22 protein-coding genes are annotated in these 21,348 nt (G+C 72.6%); 7 read left to right on the forward strand and 15 right to left on the reverse strand.

Annotation, left to right across the window (positions count from 1 at the left end; translation table 11 throughout):
• Window positions 1-18 precede the first annotated feature (18 nt).
• Window positions 19-981 (reverse strand): MBL fold metallo-hydrolase, encoded by a 963-nt coding sequence (locus tag ABZ135_RS02925; protein ID WP_356691133.1) that lies wholly within the window; start codon window positions 979-981, stop codon window positions 19-21.
• Window positions 982-1,070: 89 nt separating this feature from the next.
• Here ABZ135_RS02925 and ABZ135_RS02930 point away from each other — a divergent pair, with 89 nt between their 5' ends.
• A complete protein-coding gene (locus ABZ135_RS02930; RefSeq protein WP_356691135.1) occupies window positions 1,071-1,658 on the forward strand; it encodes a MerR family transcriptional regulator in 588 nt (195 codons plus the stop codon).
• A 7-nt stretch (window positions 1,659-1,665) separates the two neighbouring features.
• On the opposite strand, the gene argF is transcribed toward ABZ135_RS02930, so the two are convergent.
• The 4 genes from argF to ABZ135_RS02950 all read right to left on the reverse strand — a co-directional run bounded on the left by argF (window position 1,666) and on the right by ABZ135_RS02950 (window position 8,590).
• Window positions 1,666-2,676 (reverse strand): ornithine carbamoyltransferase, encoded by a 1,011-nt coding sequence (gene argF, locus ABZ135_RS02935; protein WP_356691137.1) that lies wholly within the window; start codon window positions 2,674-2,676, stop codon window positions 1,666-1,668.
• A 213-nt stretch (window positions 2,677-2,889) separates the two neighbouring features.
• Window positions 2,890-4,122, reverse strand: coding sequence for an arginine deiminase (locus ABZ135_RS02940; RefSeq protein ID WP_356691139.1), 1,233 nt, complete (start codon window positions 4,120-4,122; stop codon window positions 2,890-2,892).
• A 287-nt stretch (window positions 4,123-4,409) separates the two neighbouring features.
• Window positions 4,410-7,037, reverse strand: coding sequence for a polynucleotide kinase-phosphatase (locus ABZ135_RS02945; RefSeq protein WP_356691141.1), 2,628 nt, complete (start codon window positions 7,035-7,037; stop codon window positions 4,410-4,412).
• Window positions 7,034-8,590: a 3' terminal RNA ribose 2'-O-methyltransferase Hen1 gene (locus tag ABZ135_RS02950; RefSeq protein WP_356691143.1), complete on the reverse strand. Its 1,557-nt coding sequence runs from the start codon at window positions 8,588-8,590 to the stop codon at window positions 7,034-7,036. Before ABZ135_RS02950 ends, ABZ135_RS02945 begins: the two co-directional genes overlap by 4 nt.
• A gap of 151 nt (window positions 8,591-8,741) precedes the next feature.
• Between ABZ135_RS02950 and ABZ135_RS02955 the strand changes: the two genes are divergently transcribed.
• Window positions 8,742-9,137, forward strand: coding sequence for a hypothetical protein (locus ABZ135_RS02955; protein WP_356691145.1), 396 nt, complete (start codon window positions 8,742-8,744; stop codon window positions 9,135-9,137).
• A 199-nt stretch (window positions 9,138-9,336) separates the two neighbouring features.
• Here ABZ135_RS02955 and mmuM read toward each other — a convergent pair whose 3' ends face one another.
• On the reverse strand, window positions 9,337-10,239 hold the full coding sequence (mmuM, locus tag ABZ135_RS02960; RefSeq protein WP_356691147.1) for a homocysteine S-methyltransferase: 903 nt from the start codon (window positions 10,237-10,239) through the stop codon (window positions 9,337-9,339).
• A 4-nt stretch (window positions 10,240-10,243) separates the two neighbouring features.
• Window positions 10,244-11,167, reverse strand: a complete 924-nt coding sequence (locus ABZ135_RS02965; protein WP_356691149.1) for an LLM class F420-dependent oxidoreductase — start codon at window positions 11,165-11,167, stop codon at window positions 10,244-10,246.
• A gap of 333 nt (window positions 11,168-11,500) precedes the next feature.
• On the opposite strand from ABZ135_RS02965, the gene ABZ135_RS02970 reads away from it, so the two are divergent.
• Window positions 11,501-11,683, forward strand: a complete 183-nt coding sequence (locus tag ABZ135_RS02970; RefSeq protein ID WP_356691461.1) for a hypothetical protein — start codon at window positions 11,501-11,503, stop codon at window positions 11,681-11,683.
• 214 nt (window positions 11,684-11,897) lie between these two features.
• Here ABZ135_RS02970 and ABZ135_RS02975 read toward each other — a convergent pair whose 3' ends face one another.
• The 6 genes from ABZ135_RS02975 to ABZ135_RS03000 all read right to left on the reverse strand — a co-directional run bounded on the left by ABZ135_RS02975 (window position 11,898) and on the right by ABZ135_RS03000 (window position 15,982).
• Entirely contained in the window at window positions 11,898-12,407 is a 510-nt protein-coding gene (locus ABZ135_RS02975; RefSeq protein ID WP_356691151.1) for a DUF6099 family protein, read from the reverse strand.
• Between the two features lie 127 nt (window positions 12,408-12,534).
• Window positions 12,535-12,918, reverse strand: a complete 384-nt coding sequence (locus tag ABZ135_RS02980; protein ID WP_356691153.1) for a nucleotide pyrophosphohydrolase — start codon at window positions 12,916-12,918, stop codon at window positions 12,535-12,537.
• A complete protein-coding gene (locus tag ABZ135_RS02985; protein ID WP_356691155.1) occupies window positions 12,905-14,491 on the reverse strand; it encodes an ATP-binding protein in 1,587 nt (528 codons plus the stop codon). The genes ABZ135_RS02980 and ABZ135_RS02985 overlap by 14 nt, the downstream gene beginning before the upstream one ends.
• A gap of 55 nt (window positions 14,492-14,546) precedes the next feature.
• Complete coding sequence (locus tag ABZ135_RS02990; RefSeq protein ID WP_356691157.1) at window positions 14,547-14,969, reverse strand: cell division protein SepF; 423 nt, start codon at window positions 14,967-14,969, stop codon at window positions 14,547-14,549.
• Window positions 14,970-15,139: 170 nt separating this feature from the next.
• Window positions 15,140-15,529 (reverse strand): hypothetical protein, encoded by a 390-nt coding sequence (locus tag ABZ135_RS02995; RefSeq protein WP_356691159.1) that lies wholly within the window; start codon window positions 15,527-15,529, stop codon window positions 15,140-15,142.
• A 228-nt stretch (window positions 15,530-15,757) separates the two neighbouring features.
• On the reverse strand, window positions 15,758-15,982 hold the full coding sequence (locus tag ABZ135_RS03000) for a hypothetical protein (protein WP_356691161.1): 225 nt from the start codon (window positions 15,980-15,982) through the stop codon (window positions 15,758-15,760).
• 302 nt (window positions 15,983-16,284) lie between these two features.
• On the opposite strand from ABZ135_RS03000, the gene ABZ135_RS03005 reads away from it, so the two are divergent.
• Genes ABZ135_RS03005 through ABZ135_RS03015 form a run of 3 tightly spaced genes read left to right on the forward strand, consistent with a single transcriptional unit; the run spans window position 16,285 to window position 18,209 of the window.
• Window positions 16,285-17,070 carry a hypothetical protein gene (locus tag ABZ135_RS03005; RefSeq protein ID WP_356691163.1) on the forward strand — a complete coding sequence of 262 codons (786 nt, stop codon included), beginning with the start codon at window positions 16,285-16,287 and terminating at the stop codon, window positions 17,068-17,070.
• A 3-nt stretch (window positions 17,071-17,073) separates the two neighbouring features.
• On the forward strand, window positions 17,074-17,541 hold the full coding sequence (locus ABZ135_RS03010) for a phage holin family protein (protein WP_356691165.1): 468 nt from the start codon (window positions 17,074-17,076) through the stop codon (window positions 17,539-17,541).
• Window positions 17,517-18,209: a DUF3618 domain-containing protein gene (locus ABZ135_RS03015; RefSeq protein ID WP_356691167.1), complete on the forward strand. Its 693-nt coding sequence runs from the start codon at window positions 17,517-17,519 to the stop codon at window positions 18,207-18,209. The genes ABZ135_RS03010 and ABZ135_RS03015 overlap by 25 nt, the downstream gene beginning before the upstream one ends.
• Before the next feature lie 120 nt (window positions 18,210-18,329).
• Here ABZ135_RS03015 and ABZ135_RS03020 read toward each other — a convergent pair whose 3' ends face one another.
• Complete coding sequence (locus tag ABZ135_RS03020) at window positions 18,330-19,295, reverse strand: glycoside hydrolase family 6 protein (protein WP_356691169.1); 966 nt, start codon at window positions 19,293-19,295, stop codon at window positions 18,330-18,332.
• Window positions 19,296-19,610: 315 nt separating this feature from the next.
• On the opposite strand from ABZ135_RS03020, the gene ABZ135_RS03025 reads away from it, so the two are divergent.
• Entirely contained in the window at window positions 19,611-20,624 is a 1,014-nt protein-coding gene (locus ABZ135_RS03025) for a LacI family DNA-binding transcriptional regulator (protein ID WP_356691171.1), read from the forward strand.
• Between the two features lie 105 nt (window positions 20,625-20,729).
• On the opposite strand, the gene ABZ135_RS03030 is transcribed toward ABZ135_RS03025, so the two are convergent.
• A complete protein-coding gene (locus ABZ135_RS03030) occupies window positions 20,730-21,311 on the reverse strand; it encodes an EF-hand domain-containing protein (RefSeq protein WP_356691173.1) in 582 nt (193 codons plus the stop codon).
• Between the last annotated feature and the right edge of the window lie 37 nt (window positions 21,312-21,348).

A 21,348-nucleotide genomic window follows, 5' to 3' on the forward strand; every position in this document is an offset into this window, starting at 1 on the left:
ACCCAATCGGGCGTATCGCTATCGCGAGGAGGGGGTCGGGGCGGGGTCGGGAGCGGGACCGGGAACGGGACCGGGGGCGGGGGCGCTCCGGTGAGGGGTGGCGGTCCGGTGAGGGGTGGCGTACCGCGCGAACTCCCAGGGGTCGTGCGCGGAGAAGACCTCCACCCGGTCACCGTGGTCGCGGATCAGCTCGCGCAACCGGGCCTGGGTGCCGAGCCGCAGGTCGCGGTGGACCTCGGAGCGGGTCTGGACGAGGTCGAGGACCGGGTGCGGCTCCTTCGCGTCCTCCAGTTCGCGGTGGTAGTAGTACGCGTCGCCGCAGTGCAGGAGCCACCGGTCACCGTCACGCACGGCGACCCCGGTGTGGCCGGCGGTGTGGCCGCCGAGCGGGACCAGGCGGAAGTCGTCCGGCAGGCCGTACGGCCGTACGGCGGTGAAGCCGAACCAGTCGTCCTCGGCGGGGCTCGCGGAGGCTCCACCGGGGGCACCACCGGAGACATCGGGGGCACCGGGAGCGGCGCTCGTTTCTTGGGGCCCGTAGGTGACCCAGTCCGGGCCGTGCGCCCAGTGGGCGGCCCGGTAGCGGTCGCCGGCGGCATCGGCACGGGCGGCGGCCAGCTCGTCGGCGAGCACGTGCACCCGGGCGCCCGGGAAGTCGGGGAGGCCGCCGCAGTGGTCGACGTCCAGGTGGGTCAGCAGGATGTGGCGCACGTCGGCCGGGTCGTGGCCGAGCCGGGCGATCTGCCGGACGGCCGTCTCCTCCTCGTCGAGCGCGGGCGCGGCCATCGCGATCCAGTCGGCACCGAGGCTCGCCTCCGGATCGCGGACGTCGCCGAGACCGAGGCCGGTCTCGACCAGGACCAGGCCGTGGGCGTCGGTCTCCACGAGCAGACAGTGGTTGACGGCGGGCGCGGGGGTGGGTCCGTCGTAGGTGGCCTCGATGGTCCGGACGGAGCCGCAGTTCAGGTGATGGATCGTCATGACCGCTAGGCTGCGACTTGAACCGCGCTTCAAGTCAAGGAGCGCGCGTCGAGGAGGAGCAGTAGCAGGAGGACGAGGAGGAGGCCGGGATGCCCGAGCGGCGAACGGGGTCGGAGCCGTACCAGGGCGAGGTCGGGACGGGCGGGGCCGGGACAGGCGCCGCCGGGACGGACGAGACCAGGATGGGCGGCACCGGGACGGACGGAACCGGAGCGGGCGGCGCCGGGACGGGCGAGGCCGGGACAGACGAGACCAGGATGGACGAGCCGCTCCTCGACATCGGGGAGGTCGCACGGCGGTCCGGCCTCGCGCCCTCGGCGCTGCGCTTCTACGAGAAGAAGGGCCTGGTCGAGGCCGCCGGCCGCCACGGGCTGCGGCGCGCGTACCGCCCGGACGTACTGGAACGCCTGGCGCTGATCACCTGCGCGCGCGGCGCCGGGCTCTCGATCGCCGAGATCCACCGCTTCCTGGTGGCGCGGCCGTCCGACGCGGACCTGCGCGCCGGCATGACCGCACGGGCCGACGACCTCGACGCGCAGATCGACCGCCTCACCCGGCTGCGCGACAGCATGCGGCACGCGGCCGTGTGCACCCACGAACCGATCGTCGACTGCCCCGACTTCAAGCGGGCCGTCGGCGGCGTGCCGACGGCCACACCCAGACCGACATCGACATGAGCGGCGATCAGGCGACGGGGTCACCCAGGGTCGCGACCATGACCGCCTTGATCGTGTGCATGCGGTTCTCGGCCTCGTCGAAGACGACCGAGTGCGGCGACTCGAAGACCTCGTCGGAGACCTCCAGCTCGGTGAGCCCGTGCTGGGCGTGGATCTCGCGGCCGACCGCGGTGCCGAGGTCGTGGAAGGCCGGCAGGCAGTGCAGGAACTTCACGTCCGGGTTGCCGGTGGCCCGGAGGACGTCCATCGTCACCGCGTACGGCGCGAGGGCGGCGATCCGCTCGTCCCAGACCTCCTTGGGCTCGCCCATCGACACCCACACGTCCGTGGCGACGAAGTCCGCGCCCCGCACGCCCTCGGCGACGTCCTCGGTGAGGGTGATCGTCGCGCCGCTCGTCTCGGCGAGCCGGTGCGCCTCGGCGACGACGGCCTCGACCGGCCAGTACGCCTTCGGGGCCACGATCCGGACGTCCATGCCGAGCAGGGCGCCGGTGATCAGGTAGGAGTTGCCCATGTTGAAGCGGGCGTCGCCGAGGTAGGCGAAGGTCATCCCGTCGAGCGGCTTGTCGCAGTGCTCGGTCATGGTGAGCACGTCGGCGAGCATCTGGGTGGGGTGCCAGTCGTCGGTGAGCCCGTTGAAGACCGGCACGCCGGCGAAGGCGGCCAGTTCCTCGACGGCGGCCTGACTGTCACCCCGGTACTCGATGGCGTCGAACATCCGGCCGAGCACGCGTGCGGTGTCCTTGACGGACTCCTTGTGCCCCATCTGGGAGCCGGCGGGGTCGAGGTAGGTCGTGGAGGCGCCCTGGTCGGCGGCGGCGACCTCGAAGGCGCAGCGGGTGCGGGTCGAGGTCTTCTCGAAGATCAGGGCGATGTTCCGGCCCCGCAGCCGCCGTACCTCCGCGCCGGCCTTCTTGGCCGCCTTGAGCTCGGCGGCGAGCGCGATCAGGCCGCGGAACTCCTCGGCGGTGAAATCCAGCTCCTTGAGGAAGTGGCGGCCGATGAGGTCGGTGGCCATGGGCCCTCCTGGGTTACGGTCGGGTCGGGACGGGACGGGACGACGGACAGGGCCCCGCGAACAGGGGGCTTTGGAAGTCTATACGTAATCCAGCATTCTTATACAGCCCCTCCCTGTCCACCGCCCGGCGTCAGACCACCTCCCTCCGGCCTCGGACCGTCTCCGTCCGGCCTCGGACCGTCTCCCTCCGGCCTCGGACCGCCTCGTCCGGGGTCACACCGCGTCCCGCTCCACCGGGCAGCTCATGCAGCGCGGGCCACCCCTCCCCCGCCCCAGCTCGCTCCCGGGGATCTCGATCACCTCGATGCCCTGCTTGCGCAGATGCGTGTTCGTGGTGACGTTCCGCTCGTACGCGACGACCACCCCCGGCTCCACGGCGAGCACGTTGCAGCCGTCGTCCCACTGCTCCCGCTCCGCCGCGTGGACGTCCTGGGTGGCGGTCAGCACCCGGATGTCCTGGAGGCCGAGGGCCGCGGCGATCGCGCTGTGCATCTGCTCCGGCGGGTGGTCGGTCACCCGCAGGGACTGGCCCTCGTCGCCGGGTTCGATCGTGTACGAGCGGAGCATGCCGAGCCCCGCGTACTGGGTGAAGGTGTCCTGGTCCACCATCGTCATCACCGTGTCCAGGTGCATGAACGCCCGGCGCTTCGGCATGTCGAGCGCGATGATCGTACGGGCGGAACCGGCCGCGAACATGCCGCGGGCCAGCATCTCCACGGCCTGCGGGGTGGTGCGCTCGCTCATGCCGATGAGCACGGCGCCGTTGCCGATCACGAGGACGTCCCCGCCCTCGATCGTCGACGGGTAGTCGGACTGCCCCTCCGACCAGTGGTGGAAGGCGCCCGCCTGGGAGCCGGTGAAGAGCGGGTGGTGCTTGTAGATCGCCTCGAAGTGGACGGTCTCGCGCTGCCGGGCCGGCCAGCGCATCGCGTTGATCGACACCCCGTCGTAGATCCAGGCGGAGGTGTCCCGGGTGAAGAGATGGTTCGGCAGCGGGCCGAGGACGAACTCGTCCAGGTCCAGAGCGTGGAAGCGGACCGAGGTCGGCTCGCGGTGGGACGCGAGGAACTCCCGCTTCGTCATCCCGCCGACCAGCGCCTCCACCAGGGCGGCGGCGTCGAGCGAGTCGAACGCGGCGCGCAGGTGGTCGGCGGCGAGCGGACCGTACTCCTTCTCGCGGAAGACCCGGTCCAGCACCATCGCCCGCGCCGCCGGCACCTCCATGGCCTCGCGCAGGAGGTCCCCGAAGAGGTGGACCTCGACACCCCGGTCCCGCAGGACGTCCGCGAACCCGTCGTGCTCCTGGCGGGCCCGGCGCACCCACAGCACGTCGTCGAAGAGGAGGGCGTCCTTGTTGGACGGGGTGAGCCGCTTCAGCTCCAGATCGGGCCGGTGCAGGATGACGCGGCGAAGCCGCCCGGTCTCGGAATCGACATGGAATCCCATGCGCCCATCCTGGCGGAGCGACGCGGCTCGCGCGTGGTACTCGCACCGGGTATTCGCGCCGGACGGCGCGAGGCCGCTGCCCGTCAGGCCGTATCGAGCCCAGCGCACCCCGGCCGCGCACCCCGGCCCGCGCTCACCGGTCGGCGCTCACCGATCGGCGCTCACCGGTCGGCGCGCGGGGCCGCCCCCTCGTCCCGTCGGACGAAGGGTGGCCCGCGCGCCCTCTCGGCCCCGTGGGCCACCTCGGCCCAGCGCGCCACCCCGGACCCCGCCGGCCCCCGGGGCCGTCACAGCCGGGGGTCGACCGGCTCCGACTCCAGGGCGAGGACCGCGAACACGGCCTCGTGGACCCGCCACAACGGCTCCCCCGCCGCCAGCCGGTCGAGCGCCTCGAGGCCGAGCGCGTACTCCCGCAGCGCCAGCGACCGCTTGTGGCCGAGGAACCGGCCCCGCAGCCGCTCCAGGTTGTCCGGGCGGGTGTACTCGGGGCCGTAGATGATCCGCAGGTACTCCCGGCCGCGCACCTTCACGCCCGGCTGGACGGGGCGGCCGCGGCCGTCCCGGACCAGGGCCGCGAGCGGCTTGACGACCATGCCCTCGCCGCCCGCCGCGGTCAGCTCCAGCCACCAGTCGACTCCGGCCCGTACGGACGCCTCGTCGGCGGGGTCGACCACCAGCCGCCGGGTGACCTGGAGCAGCCCCGTCGGATCGTGCTCGACCAGCCGGTCCAGCCAGGCCAACTGCTCGTCGTGCGGTACGGCGGCCAGCGAGCGGCCGTGCGCCGCGAGCACCTGGAACGGCGCGAACCGCACGCCCTCCAGCCCCTCGGTGGTCCAGCAGTAGCGCCGGTAGGCGTCGGTGAAGGCCGCCGCGTCCGCCGCCCGCTCCCGCTGCCGGCCGAGGAGCCCGTCGAGCCCCGGCACGCCCCGCGCGACCGCCTGTTCGAGCGCCCCCAGAGCGCTGGGGAACACCGCGCGGGCGGCCGCTCCGACCGCCGCGTACTGCGAGCGCAGCAGACCGGTCGACTTGAGCGACCACGGCATCAGCTCGCCGTCGAGCAGCAGCCAGTCCGTGCCGAGCTCCTCCCACAGCCCGGCGGCGTCGATCGCCGCCCGCAGCCGTGCCAGGACCCGCTCGGTGGTCTCCCGGTCGTCGAAGAACGGGCGCCCGGTGCGGGTGTACAGGGCGCCGGTCACCCCGGCACCGGCACCGGCACCGGCACCGGTCTCGGTCTCGGTCTCGGGAATGCCGAATCGTTCCGCCACCACCCCCGCGTCCCGGCAGAGCAGCGCCACGGCCCGCGAACCCATGTGCTTCTCCTCGCACACGACCCGCTCGACCCCGTCGGCCGCGTACTGCGCGAACGCCTCGGCCGGGTGCTCCAGATAGCCCTCCACCTTCGAGGTCGCCGTCGGCGCCATCGTCGGCGGGAGGTAGGCGAGCAGTCGCGGATCGATCGCGAACCGGCTCATGACCTCGAGCGCCGCCGCCGCGTTCTCCTCGCGCACCGCCAGATTGCCCATCAGACGGGTCTCGACGACCCGCCGTCCGTGCACGTCGGCGAGATCGAGCGGGCGGCCCTGGTGCCCGCCCGGCGCCTCGGGCGCGAGGGGCCGGGCCGGCTCGTACCAGACCCGCTCGGCCGGTACGTCGACGAGCTCGCGCTCCGGCCAGCGCAGCGCGGTCATCTTCCCGCCGAACACCGCACCGGTGTCGAGGCAGATGGTGTTGTTGATCCAGGACGTGGTCGGCACCGGCGTGTGTCCGTAGACCACGGTCGCCCGGCCCCGGTAGTCCTCCGCCCACGGATAGCGCACCGGCAGCCCGAACTCGTCGGTCTCACCGGTCGTGTCCCCGTACAGCGCGTGCGAACGCACCCGTCCCGAGGTCCGGCCGTGGTACTTCTCCGGCAGACCGGCGTGACAGACCACCAGCCGGCCCTCGTCGAGCACATAGTGGCTGACCAGACCGTCGATGAACTCCGTCACCTGGGCGCGGAACTCCTCCGGCTCGCGCTCCAGTTGCTCGATCGTCTCGGCGAGACCGTGGGTCTGCTGCACCTTGCGGCCGCGCAGCCAGCGCCCCAGCTTGTTCTCGTGGTTGCCGGGCACGCACAGCGCGTCCCCGGCCGCCACCATGCTCATGACACGACGCAGCACTCCCGGACTGTCCGGCCCCCGGTCGACCAGGTCACCGACGAAGACGGCCGTGCGGCCCTCCGGGTGGTGCCCGTCGACGTAACCCAGCTTGCCGAGCAGCGTCTCCAGCTCGGAACGGCAGCCGTGGATGTCACCGATGATGTCGAAGGGGCCGGTGAGGTGGCGCAGGTCGTTGTACCGCTTCTCCAGGACGACCTCGGCCGCCTCCACCTCCGCCACTCCGCGCAGCACGTGCACCTTGCGGAAGCCCTCGCGCTCCAGGCCGCGCAGCGAGCTGCGCAGCTCGCGGCGGTGCCGCTGGATGACGTGGCGGGGCAGGTGGGCCCGGTCGGGCCGGGCCGCGTTGCGCTCGGCGCACACGTCCTCGGGCAGGTCGAGGACGATCGCGATGGGCAGCACGTCGTGCTCGCGGGCGAGCTGGACCAGCCCGCGGCGCGCCTCGCGCTGCACGCTGGTGGCGTCGACGACGGTCAGCCGGCCGGCGGCGAGCCGCTTGCCCACGATGTAGTGGAGGACGTCGAAGGCGTCCTTGCTGGCGCTCTGGTCGTTCTCGTCGTCGGCGACGAGCCCGCGGCAGAAGTCCGAGGAGACGATCTCGGTCGGCTTGAAGTGCCGCCGCGCGAAGGTGGACTTGCCGGACCCGGTCGCGCCGATCAGGACCACGAGGGAGAGGTCGGTGACGGGCAGCGTGCGGACGGGATTCCGGCCCGCCTCGGTGCGGTCGGTGCTGTCGGTGGTCTCGATGGTGCCGGTCATGCCGCGTCCTCCTTCGGGGTCTCGTCGGTACGGGCCTTGTCGGTACGGGACCGGTCGGCGGCGGTCCGGTCGGCGCCGGCCTTGTCTGCCCTGGCCTTGTATGCCCCGGTCTCGTCGGTACGGGTGAAGACGGCCATCTGCGTGGGCGGGCCGACCTCGGGGTCGTCCGGGCCGACGGGGCTGAACGCCACCCCGTAGCCGTACCGTCCGGCCAGGTCCGCGGCCCACGCCCGGAACTCCTCGCGGTTCCATTCGAAGCGGTGGTCGTGGTGCCGGACACGACCGGCCGGCAGCGACTCCCAGCGCACGTTGTACTCGACGTTCGGCGTCGTCACCACGACCGTCCGGGGCCGGGCCGAACCGAACACCGCGTACTCCAGCGCGGGCAGCCTCGGCAGGTCCAGATGCTCGATGACCTCGCTGAGCACGGCCGCGTCGTAGCCGGTCAGCCGCTTGTCGGTGTACGTGAGCGAGCCCTGGAGCAGGCTCACCCGGGCGGCCTGCCGCTCGCCCATGCGATCCAGCCGCAGCCGGCGGGCGGCCACCGACAGGGCACGGGCCGACACGTCGACGCCGACGATCTCGGTGAACCGCACGTCCTTGAGCAGTGCCTGCACCAACTGGCCCTGGCCGCAGCCGAGATCGAGCACCCGCGCCGCGTCGGCGGCGCGCAGCGCGGCGAGGATCGCCTCACGGCGCTGCTCGGCGAGCGGGACGGGCCGCTCCTCGGTGTCGGTCGTCTCGTCGACCGCGTTGTCGACGTCCTCGACGTCGAGCCCGTCCGCCTCGGCGAGCCGCACCAGCTCCAGACGCTCCGTCGCCTCGCGGGTCAGGCCCCAGCGGCGGGACAGATAGCGGCTGGTGATCAGCTTCTGCTCGGGGTGGTCGGCGAGCCAACCGTCACCGGCCCGCAGCAGCTTGTCGACCTCGTCCGGCGCGACCCAGTAGTGCTTGGCGTCGTCGAGCACCGGCAGCAGGACATAGAGCTGGTTGAGCGCGTCGGCGAGCCGCAGTTCGCCCTCCAGGACGAGCCGCACGTAGCGCGAGTCGCCCCACGCGGGGAACTCCGGGTCGAGCGCGACCGGTTCCGCCACCACGCTCGCCCAGCCCAGCGGGCCGAACAGCCGCCCCACCAGCTCCGCCCCGCCGCGCGCGGGCAGCACGGGGACCTCGATCCGCAGCGGCATCGCGGCGGCGGCCCGCTCGGGCATCGCCGCGCACGATCCCTGCAGCGCGCTCTTGAACACCCGGGCGAGCGCGACGGCGAGGAGCGAGGAGGCCGCGTAGGGCCGGTCGTTCACATACTGCGCGAGCGCCGCGTCCGGCGCCCCGCCGCGCCCCTTCCCCTTGCCCCGCCGCACGAGCGCCACGGGGTCCACCTCGAACAGCAGCGCGGCCGTGCACCGCTCCGCGCTCGCCTCGGGATAGAGGACATGCGCGGTGCCGTGCGAAGTCGAGAACGCCTGCGCCCTACCGGGATGCTTGTGCAGCAGAAAGCCCAGGTCGGTGGCGGGTTTCTCGGCATTGCCGGTGGTGCTGATCGTCAGGAACATGCGCTCCAGCATGACCTCCGCGCCGCCGCCCGTACAACGCATTTCAACGGCACCGCTCCCGCCTCTGCCAGCCCTGGGCCCCGTCCGACGGGTCGCGTGAGCTAGTCAGGGTGCTGTGGCCTAGTGTTCGCTGCCGAACGAAGGGGGTCGCTTGTCACGCGATACGGCCGAAGCAGCGGCGGGGATGAAGGGCATCACGTTTCCTGCCTGGCATGGAAAACACTACGTGACCCTGGCTGAGCTGCTGGTCCGCCTCGGCAGCTACGGCCTGGACCTGACGTGGCGCGTCACGTTCGACGAGATCGTCGATCCTCGCTGTGTCGAGATGGAGAGACTGTCTGCCGGCGCGGGCATGGACACGTTGACTCTCTTGTCCCTGACGACCCCCTTCCTCCAGCTCATCGACGCCGAAGCACGCGGGTTCGCCGAGGACAGGGTGGTGGTCGTCCTGACCGAATTCGACAGCTCGTGGTGGGACGTCAGGGTTGCCGACGAGGGCGTGCTCAGCGAACTTCGCCGCCACTATCCGCGTGCAACGGACCTCTGAGCGCGGCGTTTCACTCCTGGCGGAGCAACAGGCGGATCGAGACCGCGGTGGCCGTTCCGTGGAGACCCACCCGCGATGCGCGGGCAACTGCGGCTCCAGCGAAGTCTGCTCTTCATCCGAGATATCTCCCCGCGCCCTGTCCCACGGACCGAGTTCCCAGCCGTCGCGTTGCACGACCCACAGGACAGGGCCTGGCCCCCTACGCCTTCAGCGTTCCGGCCAGGGCCGCGATCGCGTCGGGGCCGACGCGGCAGCAGCCGCCGATCAGGCGGGCGCCGGCGGTGCGCCAGGTGGTGGTCGTGGTCGGGGCGAAGGTGGTGCCGCCGTGCCAGCCGCGGGCGGCGGCGTCCCACTGCTCGCCGCTGTTGGGGTAGACGACGACCGGCTTGCCGGTCACCGCGGCGGCGATCTCCGCGGCGGGCCCGGCGTCCGCAGGGTCGCAGCAGTTGACGCCGACCGCGACGACCTGGTCGACGCCCGCGGCGAGCCCGAAGGCGTCCTCCAGGCGCTGCCCGGCCCGGGTGTGCGGGCCGTCGACCGTGTACGAGAGCCAGACCGGCACCCCGCATCCGGCGACGGCCCGCAGCAGCCCTTCGGCCTCGTCGGCGTCGGGCACCGTCTCCAGGGCCAGGACGTCGGGGGCGGCCTCCGCGAGCACCTCGACCCGCGGGCGGTGGAACCGTTCCAGCTCGGCGACCGACAGCCCGTACCGGCCCCGGTACTCGCTGCCGTCCGCGAGCATCGCCCCGTACGGGCCGACGGAGGCCGCGACCCAGATCTCCCGGTCCGACCGCTCGCCCGCCGTCCGGGCGAGCTCGACGCTGCGGGCCAGCAGCCGCGCCGCCTCCGCCCGGTCCGTCCCGCGCCGGGCGAAGCCCTCGAAGGTGGCCTGGTAGCTGGAGGTGATCAGCACCTGGGCACCGGCCCGCGCGTAGGCCGCGTGGGCCGCCTCGATCTGTTCGGGCGCGTCGGCGAGCAGCCGGGCGGACCAGAGGGCGTCGGAGAGGTCGCAGCCCTGCGCCTCCAGTTGGTTGGAGAGCCCGCCGTCGAGGACGAGCACCTCCTCCGCGAGAGCGGCGGCGAGCGTGCGGTCGGGTTTCATCGGGTCACCCCATCTGCGTCTGGACCTGTGCGGAGATCAGCTCCAGGTGGTCCAGATCGTCCAGGTCGAGGACCTGGAGGTAGATCCGGGTGGAGCCCAGTGCACCGTACCTGCCGATCTTGTCCACGACCTCGGCGGGCGATCCCGCCAGCCCGTTGGCCTTGAGCTCGTCCACGTCCCGTCCGATGGCGGCCGCCCGGCGGGCGACCTCCGCGTCGTCTCGTCCCACGCACACCACGAGCGCGTTGGAGTACACCAGCGCGTCGGCCGGCCGCCCGGCCTCCGCCACCGCCTCCCGCACCCGGCCGAACTGCCGCTCGGTCTCCTCCAGCGACGCGAACGGGATGTTGAACTCGTCGGCGAAGCGCGCCGCCAGCCTCGGCGTCCGCTTCGCGCCGTGGCCGCCGACGAGCACCGGGATCCGCTCCTGGGCCGGCTTGGGCAGCGCGGGCGAATCGGCCAACTGGTAGTACCGCCCCTCGTACGAGAACGTCTTGCCGACCTCCGTGCCCCACAGCCCGGTGACGATCTCCAACTGCTCCTCCAGGCGCCCGAACTTCTCCTTGGGGAACGGGATCCCGTACGCCCGGTGCTCCTCCTCGAACCAGCCCGCGCCGAGGCCGAGTTCGATCCGCCCGCCCGACATCCGGTCGACCTGGGCGACCTGGATGGCCAGGACACCGGGCAGCCGGAAGGTGCCGGCCGTCATCAGCGTGCCGAGGCGGATCCGCCGAGTCTCCCGGGCGAGACCGGCCAGGGTGATCCACGCGTCCGTGGGGCCGGGCAGGCCGTCGGCGGATCCCATGCGCAAATAATGGTCAGACCGGAAAAAGGCGTCGAATCCGAGCTCCTCCGTGGCCTTGGCGACCTTGAGCAGGGTGTCGTAGTCCGCCCCTTGCTGGGGTTCCGTGAAGATTCGAAGATCCATGCCTCCATCCTGCACCTTCGGTGCGCGTCAACCGTTGCGTCAGCGGATGATCTCCACCGGCTCGGTCGGGTGAATATCCGCCCTCGCGACGGGCGGCCTGCCGACGGGCCAGTGACCGGCGCCGGTGACCCGTCGTTGGCTCGGGCGGAGCCGGACCGCCCGGCCCGCGCGCCGGCGGCCGCTGCCGGTGCGTCGCTCTTTCTTGTGGCCCTTCCCCCTCCGGAGGGCCCCCGGGCCGAGGAGGCCGCCATGTCCCAGGAAGCCGCGCCGGAGCGGGCCGTGCCCGAGCAGCCCGTCACCCCGGCGCCGCTCGCACCGCCGCCGGTACCGGCCGTGCCCGAGCAGCATCAGGGCGGCGGCGCCCCCAAGGGCCTGCTCCAGCAGATGGAGGAGCTGATGGCGGCTCTCACCGCCGACCTTTCCCAGCTCGACGCCGACCTCCAGTCCTCGGCGGACCGCCAGTCGCCCGCCCCCGCCCGCACGGCGCCGGACCACCCGGGCACGACCCCCTCCTGACACCCCGACCGCCACCCGGCGTCCGGCGTCCGGCGTCCGGCGTCCGGCGTCCGGCGTCCGGCGTCCGGCGTCCGGCGTCCGGCGTCCGGACACAACGATCCTCCGACACCTCTGCCACCGCTCCCGGCGCCGCACACTCGGCATGGTCGGCCCCGGGGGCACTGCCGGTTCCGGGCCGACCCGCTCCGGAACCGGCCCGTACCGCCCTGAGGTCTCAGCGCGGGCCCAGGGTCGGGCCCGCGCGGTCGCGGGCGGGGTCGGGCGGCCGGCCGCGCTCGCGCTCACGCTCTCGTACGGTGAGGCGGCGCAGCATCGCACGCACCCGGTCACCCGCCTCGTCGGCGGCGTCGATCGCCTCGATGCACTGCCAGTAGAGCCCCTCCTCGTCGGTGGCGCAGGCCACGCCGACCAGGGCGATGCCCACCTCGCCGAGGAGCGCGCCGAGCGCGGTCAGCGCCGCGCGCGCGTCGCCCACGGCGGTGAGCTGCACGGCCCGCAGCCCACCGGTGCGCAGGACGGGGTGGTCGACCACGCCCCGCCCGCCGCCTATCTCGCTCAACCCCCGCGCCTCACCCCGGAGCTCCTGCGGACCGCAGAGCGCGAGGTGACTTCCTATGGCCTGGGCGAGGGCCTGGGTCTGCCATGCCTCCGCCACGATGTCCTGTGCCGTGCGGCTCTCGGCCAGCGCATGCCGGCCGGTCGCGACGAGTCGCTCCGCTTCCATCAACGCCGCCCCCGTTCCCGTGATTTACCCGCTCATTCATTCCATTACCCAGCGTGAGACCGGCTGAGCCGCGACACCAGAGGAATTCGGAAATCTGTGGACAGGAAGCTCGATGGGGAAAACTCGATCACTCCGAAGAGTGACGCTCCGTGTTCGCGTCGGCCCGCTCGGGGGCCTCGGACGGGCGTCCGCGCACCGGAAAGCGGAGTTCGTTGCGGTCGATCTTCGCCGCGAGCGCCTTGAGCGGGTCGATGCCCAACACCGCGCAGAACTGGAGGAGATAGGCGAGGACGTCGGCGACCTCGTCCGTGACCCGGTGCGCCTGGTCCGGGTCCGCCATCACCCGTCCCGCTTCCTCGGGCGTCAACCACTGGAAGATCTCGAGGAGTTCGGCCGCCTCGACGCTCAGCGCCGAGGCGAGGTTCTTGGGCGTGTGGTAAGGCTGCCACGCGCGTGCCGCGGCGAAGTCCGCGAGGCGGCGCTGCAGGCCCGCCACGTCAAGTTCTGTCACGCCCCAGGTCTACCACCACCACGTTCGGCACGTGCCGCGCGTTCGCCCCGACCCTCGTGCCCGCCCCGTCCGCCCGGTCCGCCCCGCGCGGCCCGTCCACCCCTCGCGACCCGTCCGCCCCCTCCTCCCCGTCCGGCCCGTCCGGCCAGCCGGGAACGTCCGTCACACCCTCCCCGACCGTCGCGACGAGCCGGAGGTGGCCGGTCGCGCACACCTCCCCCGCCAGCGAAAGCAGGGCCCGCATCTGCCGCTTGTCGAGTCCCCGGTCGAGACCGTCGGCGAGGACGGTGAGCGTCTGCATGGCCTGCGGCACCTCGGTCGCCGGGTCGACCTCGAGCACCCCTGGCCCGGTGAGCAGGACGAGGCCGAGGGCCAGGTAGCGCAGTTCGCCATCGCCCAGCCGGCCCAGCGGTGTCACGGCACCGGCCGCACCAGCAGCACGTTCCAGCACGGCCTGGACCGTGTCGCCCTCCGCCGACTCCCGCAGTCCGAGGCCGGTGACCGGACCTGCGCAGCCCGCGGCGGCGAACGCGGCGAGGCGGGCGTGGCGCCGCGGACACTCCGTGGCCGTGCGGTGCAGCACCTCCGCGAGGTTGCGGCAGTCGCGCCGCAGGCGCCCCTCGCCCACCGGGACCGGTGCCCGCATGTGTCGCGGCTGCGGGTCGCACGGGAAGAGGGAGCGCAGCCCGACGACCACCTGTTCCGCCGCGGCCAGGACGTCCCGCTGCCCCTGGGTCTTCCCGGCGACGCGCAGCGGGAGCAGCGCGGTGGCGAGCAGGTCGTCGGGCAGCGGGGCGCGGGTGACGGGGGTGCTGCCGGCCGTGTGCCATTCGGCCTGCACGGTGCCGCGGCCGGGATCGCGCAGGGCGGTGGCGAGGAGGACGCGGCCCTGGGCGGTGAGGCGTTCGCCCACGATCCGCAGGGAGGGTTCGGCCTGGACGGCGACATCGAGGCGGACCGGCCCCACCGGTCCGTCGACCGTGCACCCGATCCTGAAGCCCCGCCTCCCCTGCGCGTCGGGGCGTGCCCACTCCGGCACGCGGTCCGCGGCGTCGGGCAGTGCCTCGGCGAGCCCGGCACCCGCGCCGAGCGCCGCGAGCACCTCGTACGCGCGCAGGGCGGTGGACTTGCCGCTTCCGCTCGGGCCGCGGAGCAGCGTCACGGGGCCGAGCGGCAGGACGGTGCCGCGATGGGTGCCGAAGGCCGAGAGCCGTAACTCCGTGACGGCGGGCCGGGCGGCCCCCGGCCCGCCGCCGCGCCGGGTGGTGGCGGCGACGGGGGCGGGGCCGGCGGCAGAACCGGGGACACGGCCGGGGGCCGGGATGACGACGGGACGGCGGGGACGTCCCTGCGCGGGGACGATCCCGCCCGCCGGTGCGTACGTACGGCCCCGGGCGGGCGCGCCGGTCGCATCCGGAGCCGCCGTGGGCGCCGTGGCGGAGCTGTGACCGGGGGCCCGGTCCGAGGTGCGGCCGGCGCTCCGGTCAGAGGCGGGGGTGGAGGGGGAGCTGGGGGAACGGTCAGAGGCGCGATCGGGGGTGCGATCGGGGGCGGTGCCGCCGGTGAGGGTCATGACCGGACCGTACGCAGAGGCCCGGACGACGAACCGTTACGGCGGAACGACCTTCCTACGAACGAGGGATCGCGCCCTCGTCGATGTCCTCCGCGCCGCCGTCCTCCGCGCCCTCCACCTCGGTGCCGGCCGGCGCCAGCAGGAAGACGTTGCGGTCGACGCGGTGCATGCCGCTGCCGAGCCCGAAGACGACACCGCTGCTGAAGTCGAGGATGCGCTTGGCGACTTCGGTGTCGGCGCTCGTGAGGTCGAGCAGCACGGGAATCCGGGCGATGAGGTACTCGGCGACCTCGCGGGCATCGGCGAAGACCTGGACGCGCAGCACGACCATGCGGCGCTGCTCGGCGGCCTCGTACTGCTCGGGCATCGTGCGGTGGTCGACCCTGGACGGCCATTCGTCCCGGCCCCGCAGGGGCACGACCTGTGCCAGGCCCTCCCACTGCTCGTCGGTGACGTCGTACCTCTCGTACCTACTCATGCGCCCATCCTCCCGTCCCTCACCCGTTCGGCCCAACACCGACACGAACCGACTCGCCACGACGAGTCGCGACTCGCTCCACCCTGCACGGCGGGCGGGCGCGTCGACGTCGAGGCGACCCGCTAGGTCGAGGGCGAGGGCACCGGAGGCGACGGGAGTCTGCGGCCCCGTCAGCGGCAGTCGTTGAGCCAGTCGCCCGGGATCAGGTCACGGAGGCGGTCGAGGGCTTCCGCCGTCCGGCCTCGGGCTAGGACGGCCGTGCCGTCGTCATCGCGCAGAAGGACGTCCTGCCCCAGGAACCACCGGGTGTCGGCGCCGTCAAGGTAGACCGGGAACGGCAGTCGGACGGAGTGCGCCTTCAACAGTTCGAGACTGTCGCCGTCCGGTGCGAGGAAGTCGCAGAGCTCTTCGTCCGCCTGGAGCGACTCCGACAGGATGATCTCGACGAAGCAAAGGGAAAGACGCTCCAGCCAGTCCTCCCACCGCTCGGCGCTCTTGTCGGCGAGGTCGGCCCGGATGAGCACCGCGGGGTCGTCGTCCTGGAGGCTGTCGAGAAGCATGCCCCAGGATGCGGCTCCCTGGTTCTCGTGACGGAATACCAGGGCCTCCTTGGCTTCATCGACGTACAACTCCGCGGGGCCGAGCAGCACATCGTGGTTGCTGGTGAGATCCTGCCGGCGTCCGAACAGCAGATACGCCTCACGCAGGACCGTCGGCAGCCGGACACCCAGCCTCTCCTCGGCAGCGTCGAGGGTCTCTTTTGTCGTCGGGTCTCTTTTGTTGCGGGTCTATTTTCCGGACGATCGCATCTGTGTCATCTCGGCGAACCACCAGGTGCCCGCCACCGCGCACGCCAGCAGCAATCCGTTCATCGTCGCTCGCGGCCAGGCGGCATCCTCCGCCCAGCGTTCCACGGCAGTCAGCGTCACCCAACTGGTCAGCAGGACGCATGCAACCCGTACCCGTCGATGTTTGAACATGCGTGCCCGGCTACCCGTGACGGTGGCGATCACACCGTGCCGTCGCCGGGCGGTGCCGGTCGGTCCGACATGCGGCGGAGGGCTGGTTGGGGCAGCGTGGGAAGTGGAGTAGAGCAAGCACCCTGACGAGTGACTGAGCGACTCCATTCCGTGGCCGAGACGGCCGCATGGCGGCTCCGGGCACCGGGCCGATCGTGGCGTGCCGGTCGGGGCGGGGGTGGTGGCTCGGTCGTGGCACCAGGGCTTTTCCCTCAGGGAAGAAGCGGTGCGCGGCTCGGATCGGGGTACGCGAGGGGTGCCAGACAACCGATTGCTTCGATTGACCAGGAGGAGCTTTGAGCGACTTCCAGGGCACGAGCCGCCCGGACCAGAGCAGGTCGGCGGCGGTAGCGAAGACGGCACAGGAGAAGGCAAGCGAAGGCGCCGGGCTGGTGGGCGACAAGGCCGCCGAGGTCGCCGGCACCGCGAAGGAACAGGCGGCGGGAGTGGCTCACGAGGCCACTGCCCAGGCGCGTGACCTGGTGGGCGAGCTGCGTGATCAGCTTCAGGGCCAGGCGCAGTCCCAGACGCAGCGCCTGGCCGAGAATGTGCGCCGACTGGCGGACGAACTGCGGGAGATGAGTGAGAGCGGAAAGCCCGATTCCAGCGCCGCGGGCGTGGTGCGGCAGATAGCCGACGGTGGCCATCAGGTGGCTTCGCGTCTGGAGGAGCGGGGGCCGGACGGCCTCGTCAGCGACCTGCAGGACTTCGCTCGGCGCCGGCCGGGTGTGTTCCTGGCGGGGGCCGCGCTCGCGGGCTTCGCCGTGGCGCGGGCCGGCAAGGGAGTGAGTGCGGCCGGCTCGTCCTCCCCGTCCGGTGCAGGTACGGGGAACCGACAGCAGCGGGTTTCCGCGAGCCCGGTCGGTTCGTCTCAGTCGCGGCTGGCGGGTGCCGGAGTCCCGCGGGTGGGGTACGAGGGCGCCTCGGAACCGCCTGGCCCGCCCCAGGCTCCGCCCGTCGCACCCGGCTACGGCCAGGCTCCCGCACCGACGAGGCCGGCTACGGCCACGCCGCCGCCTCCGCCCGCGGACCCGCCGTCCTACCCGGGCGCGGGCCCGCACACGCCGACCCAGGGGAGCTGAGCGGTGACCACCCAATTCTCCGGACGCGTCCGCACGGACGCCCAGCATCCGACGGCCCCGGCCCCGGCCCCGCCGCCGCGGCCCGCCGGGGCGGGCGATCCGTCGATCGGCGATCTGCTCAGCGAGATCAGCTCCGATGTGTCGCAGTTGGTCCGTGATGAGATCGAACTCGCCAAAGCGGAGATCAAGCAGGAGTCGACGAAGGCCGGCAAGGCCGTCGGGATGCTGGGCGGAGCCGGTTACGCCGGTCACCTGGTCCTGCTCCTGGGCAGCCTGACCGTGATCTTCGCCCTCGGCAACGTCATGGACATCGCCTGGGCGGCTCTGATCGTCACCGCCGTGTGGGCGGTGGTCGCCGCGGTGCTGTACACCACCGGCCGCAAACGTCTGCGCGCCGTGAACCTCAAGCCCGAACAGACCATGGAAACCCTGAAGGAGGATGCCCGATGGGCGCGACACCCGATGAGCTGAGGACCGACGTGGAGTACCGGCGCGCTCATCTCGCCCGCAACGTCGACCTCTTGGCGGAGAAGGTGACCCCCCGCAGGGTGGCCCAGCGCAAGGTCGGCGCGGCCCGTCATCGGCTCACCGGCATGAAGGAGCGTGTCATGGGTACGGCCCGCGAAACGACCGGCGGAGTGACGGACACCGCGCACAGTGTCGCGGACTCCGCCAGTCAGGCGGCAGGCAGCATCGCCGAGTCCGCCAAGGAGACGACCGGCCAGGTCGCCGAGACCATTCAGCAGGCGCCCTCCCGGGTCAAGCAGCAGACTCAGGGCAGTCCGCTCGCGGCCGGTCTGATCGCCTTCGGCGCCGGCATGCTGACCGCAGCGCTTCTCCCGACCACCGAGGCGGAGGAACGCGCGGGTCAGCAACTGCGCGAACACTCCGATCAGCTTCTCGAACCGGTGAAGCAGCAGGCCGTCCAGGCAGCGCAGGACATCAAGGAAGAGCTGCGTGAGCCGGCCGCCGAAGCGGTGGAGGCGGTGAAGTCCACGGCACAGGACGCGGCCCAGACCACCAAGGAGCACGCCTCCAGCGCCGGTCAGGACACGGCGCAGGGGCTGCGCGAGGTGGGCCAGGGAGCCACCGATGAGCTGCGCGAGCAGACTCGCCGCCCGGGACAGCCTCCTGCGTGACGCCGTGACGCTCCCCGCCGGCGGCGGATTCGGCGCGGCCTCGACGAGCCACCACAGCTCCGGCCCACCCCTCCCGTTCGGGGTGGGCCGGAGCTGTGGTGTCGGTCAGGAGCCGGAAGGTCAGTAGCCGTAGATCATCTTGTAGGCGACCTCGGGGAGGAACTGCCCGGCCGTGGAACCGGTTCCGACGCCGCAGTTGCCGTCGGATTCGCCGGGGGCCTTGATCCACAGCAGCATCTCGGCGCCGCCGCCCAGCCGGGTGGGCGTGCCGATGCGGCGGCCGGCCGCGTTGCACCACTCGCCGTTGGAGCCGTTGCCGTTGCGGCTGGTGTCGACGACGAACGGCTTGGTGTAGCCGTAGCGGGCCGCCAGTTCGCTGTTGACGGCGTTGCCGTAGGCGGTGTTCTGGGCGGTGGTGTAGTAGTTCGAGACGTTGAGCGAGAAGCCGTGGGCCTGGCGCAGGCCGGCTTCGTGGAGGCGCTGGGCCATCGCCGCCGCGCCGATCCAGCCGGGGTTGCCCGCGTCGAGGTAGACCCAGGTGTTCGGTGCCTGGCGGTTGAACTCGGCGAGGGCGCCGCTGATCATGCCCTGACGCTCGCGGATCTGGGTCTGGTTCAGGCACCCGTAGTCCGCGAGGGCGTCCGGTTCGAGGATGACGACGGCCGGGCGGTCGGCGATTCCGCCGGCGAACTGGGCGATCCAGGTCGCGTAGGCGGACGGGGAGGCGGCGCCGCCTCCGGAGTGTCCGCCGCAGGAGTCGCGGAGATAGATGTTGTACGCCACCAGGAGCGGGAGTTTGTCCGAGCGGTCGGCCGCTCCCACGTACGCACCCGTGGCGGTGCCGATGGTGCCGCTCCAGGCGCCGAACCAGCGGGCCATGGGCGTGTTGGCGAGGGACGCGCTGATCGCGGGGGCCCGGCCGTCGCCGGGGTGGGCGGCGACCCATTGCTTGGCGCCCGAGTTCGGGTCCACGTAGAACCCGCTGGTCATGGTGGTCGGGTCCGCCGCGTGGGCGGACGGCGCGAGGGCGAGCGCCAACGGCAGCGCGAGGACGGCTGCCGCGAGGGCACGGATGCTGCGGCGCATGGCGGTACCTCATTCCTGACGAGGGAGCGCCGCACGCTCTCGTCCCGAGCGGGCGGCGCACTGAGGAGGTGCGGTGGTACGGCACCCTGGGGCGTGGAAGCGCTCCCACTGGAAGCGATCCCAGCACGCCTTCCGGTGTCCTGGGGTGTGGCCGGTATCGTGTGATGCCCTGTACGCCCTGTCAAGTAGCCCCGCCTGACCGGCACTTCACATCCCCGAACGGCACTTCGCATCACCACCGGAAGGCTTTACAGTCTGGGAACTGGAAGCGCTCCCAGCCTTCCCTGCGTTCCGGAGGCGACAGGAGACGCGGTCATGGCCGAAGGCGTGCCCCGCCGGCAGTCGACACTCGACGAGGTGGCCGAACTGGCCGGAGTCTCACGGTCGGTGGCCTCCCGCGCGCTCAACAACGCCCCGCATGTCAGCCGCGCCAAGCGCGAGGCGGTCGAACGGGCCGTCCGCCGGCTCGGTTACGTACCCCATCCGACCGCCCGCGCGCTGGCGACCCGTCAGACGGGCGCGGCCGCTCTGGTCGTCTCGGGAGAGGATCCCTCGATCTTCGCGGATCCGTTCTTCGCCCAGGTGATCGCGGGGGCATCGGCCGCCCTGGACGACGCCGATCTCCACCTCATGCTCTGCCTGGCCGCCTCCGACCGGGGGCGCAGGCGCGTGGAGCGGCTCTTGAGGTCCAGGGGCGCCGACGGGGTGATGCTGATGGCGCTGCGCGAGGACGATCCGCTGGCCCGCATGGCCGAGGAGGCGGAGCTGCCCGTCGTGTTCGGCGGGCGACCGGTCGGCATGGATCCCCGGTGGTACGTGGACGTCGACAACGCCGGCGGAGCGCGCGCGGCGACCGAATACCTGATCGCGGCCGGCCGGACCAGGGTGGCGACGATCTGCGGGCGTCTGGACACCGAAGTCGGTCGAGCCCGGTACCGCGGCTACCGGGACGCCATGCTGGCGGCGGGGCTGGAACCGTACGCCTCGGAGGGCGGCGACTTCACCGAGCCCAGCGGGGCCGCCGCGATGGCCGCGCTCCTCGCGCACCGTCCCGACCTGGACGGGGTGTTCGCCGCCGGTGACAACATGGGGGTCGGGGCGCTGCGCACGCTGCGCGAGGCCGGCCGCCTGGTCCCCTCGGACGTCGCCGTGGTCGGCTTCGACGACGTGGCCGTGTCCCGGATCGCCGACCCGCCGCTCACCACGGTGCACCAGCCCATCGAGGGCCTCGGCCGGGAGATGGCGCGGATGCTCGTCGCGCTCATCGACGGCCAGGACCCCACCCCCCTGATCCTCCCGACGCGCCTGGTCCCCCGCGCCAGCGCCTGACGATCCGCCGACCTCGCCGCCCGCTCCTGCGGGGAGATCCCTCCGCCCCGGGGCGAGAGGCGCCGCCGCGACGCCCTCGCCCTCTCGGCCTCTCCGCCTGGCGTCTCAGGGGGTCTGCTGGGCCACGGCCGAGGCAGGGCGTCCCATCCACCAGTTGCCGGTGGCGTCGGGGTCCGGGCTGGTCCAGAACTCGATGACCGCGTGGGTGAACTCGGCAGGTGACAGGGTGCCGTCGCCGTCGGTGTCGAGGTGGCTGAACGCCTCGGCCGCGCTCTCTTCGGTGAGCTCCGGGAAGTGTCCGCGCTGGAAGGCGAGGAACTCGGCGGGGCTGATCCGGCCGTCCTGGTCGAGGTCCGCGATCTGCAAGTAGGTTTCGGCGATCCTGCCGAGGATGGCCTTGGCGGCCTGGGAGTCCTGGGCGAGCGTACGGGTCGAGGCGACGAACTGGTCCCTCGGGATCCCCTGGCTGCCGGCCGGGACGAACGGCAGGTGCACCTCCCGCCAGATGGCCGTGTAGGCGCCGATGATCCGCTCCGCCTCCGGGGAGTCCTCGGCGTGGCCGAGGGAGGACGCCACCCGGCGGCCCATCTCCACGTGGTCCTCCTCGGTCAGTACACCGTTGCCGTTCACGTCGAGCTGGTCGAAGCCCTGCTCGATCTTCGCTGTCAGGAAGTCCTGATCGGTCATCACCGCTCCTCGCAGGTCCGCACGCTGGGAACAGGAC

Origin of the sequence: Streptomyces sp. NPDC006339 (genome assembly GCF_040612775.1) — a bacterium.
Classification (GTDB): Bacteria; Actinomycetota; Actinomycetes; order Streptomycetales; family Streptomycetaceae; genus Streptomyces.

Bases quoted from the DNA above. Each gene is read 5' to 3' on its own strand.
- ABZ135_RS02925 (WP_356691133.1), bottom strand. From the start codon at position 981: ATGACGATCCATCACCTGAACTGCGGCTCCGTCCGGACCATCGAGGCC.
- ABZ135_RS02930 (WP_356691135.1), top strand. From the start codon at position 1,071: ATGCCCGAGCGGCGAACGGGGTCGGAGCCGTACCAGGGCGAGGTCGGG.
- argF (WP_356691137.1), bottom strand. From the start codon at position 2,676: ATGGCCACCGACCTCATCGGCCGCCACTTCCTCAAGGAGCTGGATTTC.
- ABZ135_RS02940 (WP_356691139.1), bottom strand. From the start codon at position 4,122: ATGGGATTCCATGTCGATTCCGAGACCGGGCGGCTTCGCCGCGTCATC.
- ABZ135_RS02945 (WP_356691141.1), bottom strand. From the start codon at position 7,037: ATGACCGGCACCATCGAGACCACCGACAGCACCGACCGCACCGAGGCG.
- ABZ135_RS02950 (WP_356691143.1), bottom strand. From the start codon at position 8,590: ATGTTCCTGACGATCAGCACCACCGGCAATGCCGAGAAACCCGCCACC.
- mmuM (WP_356691147.1), bottom strand. From the start codon at position 10,239: ATGAAACCCGACCGCACGCTCGCCGCCGCTCTCGCGGAGGAGGTGCTC.
- ABZ135_RS02965 (WP_356691149.1), bottom strand. From the start codon at position 11,167: ATGGATCTTCGAATCTTCACGGAACCCCAGCAAGGGGCGGACTACGAC.
- ABZ135_RS02975 (WP_356691151.1), bottom strand. From the start codon at position 12,407: ATGGAAGCGGAGCGACTCGTCGCGACCGGCCGGCATGCGCTGGCCGAG.
- ABZ135_RS02985 (WP_356691155.1), bottom strand. From the start codon at position 14,491: ATGACCCTCACCGGCGGCACCGCCCCCGATCGCACCCCCGATCGCGCC.
- ABZ135_RS02990 (WP_356691157.1), bottom strand. From the start codon at position 14,969: ATGAGTAGGTACGAGAGGTACGACGTCACCGACGAGCAGTGGGAGGGC.
- ABZ135_RS02995 (WP_356691159.1), bottom strand. From the start codon at position 15,529: ATGCTTCTCGACAGCCTCCAGGACGACGACCCCGCGGTGCTCATCCGG.
- ABZ135_RS03015 (WP_356691167.1), top strand. From the start codon at position 17,517: ATGGGCGCGACACCCGATGAGCTGAGGACCGACGTGGAGTACCGGCGC.
- ABZ135_RS03020 (WP_356691169.1), bottom strand. From the start codon at position 19,295: ATGCGCCGCAGCATCCGTGCCCTCGCGGCAGCCGTCCTCGCGCTGCCG.
- ABZ135_RS03025 (WP_356691171.1), top strand. From the start codon at position 19,611: ATGGCCGAAGGCGTGCCCCGCCGGCAGTCGACACTCGACGAGGTGGCC.
- ABZ135_RS03030 (WP_356691173.1), bottom strand. From the start codon at position 21,311: ATGACCGATCAGGACTTCCTGACAGCGAAGATCGAGCAGGGCTTCGAC.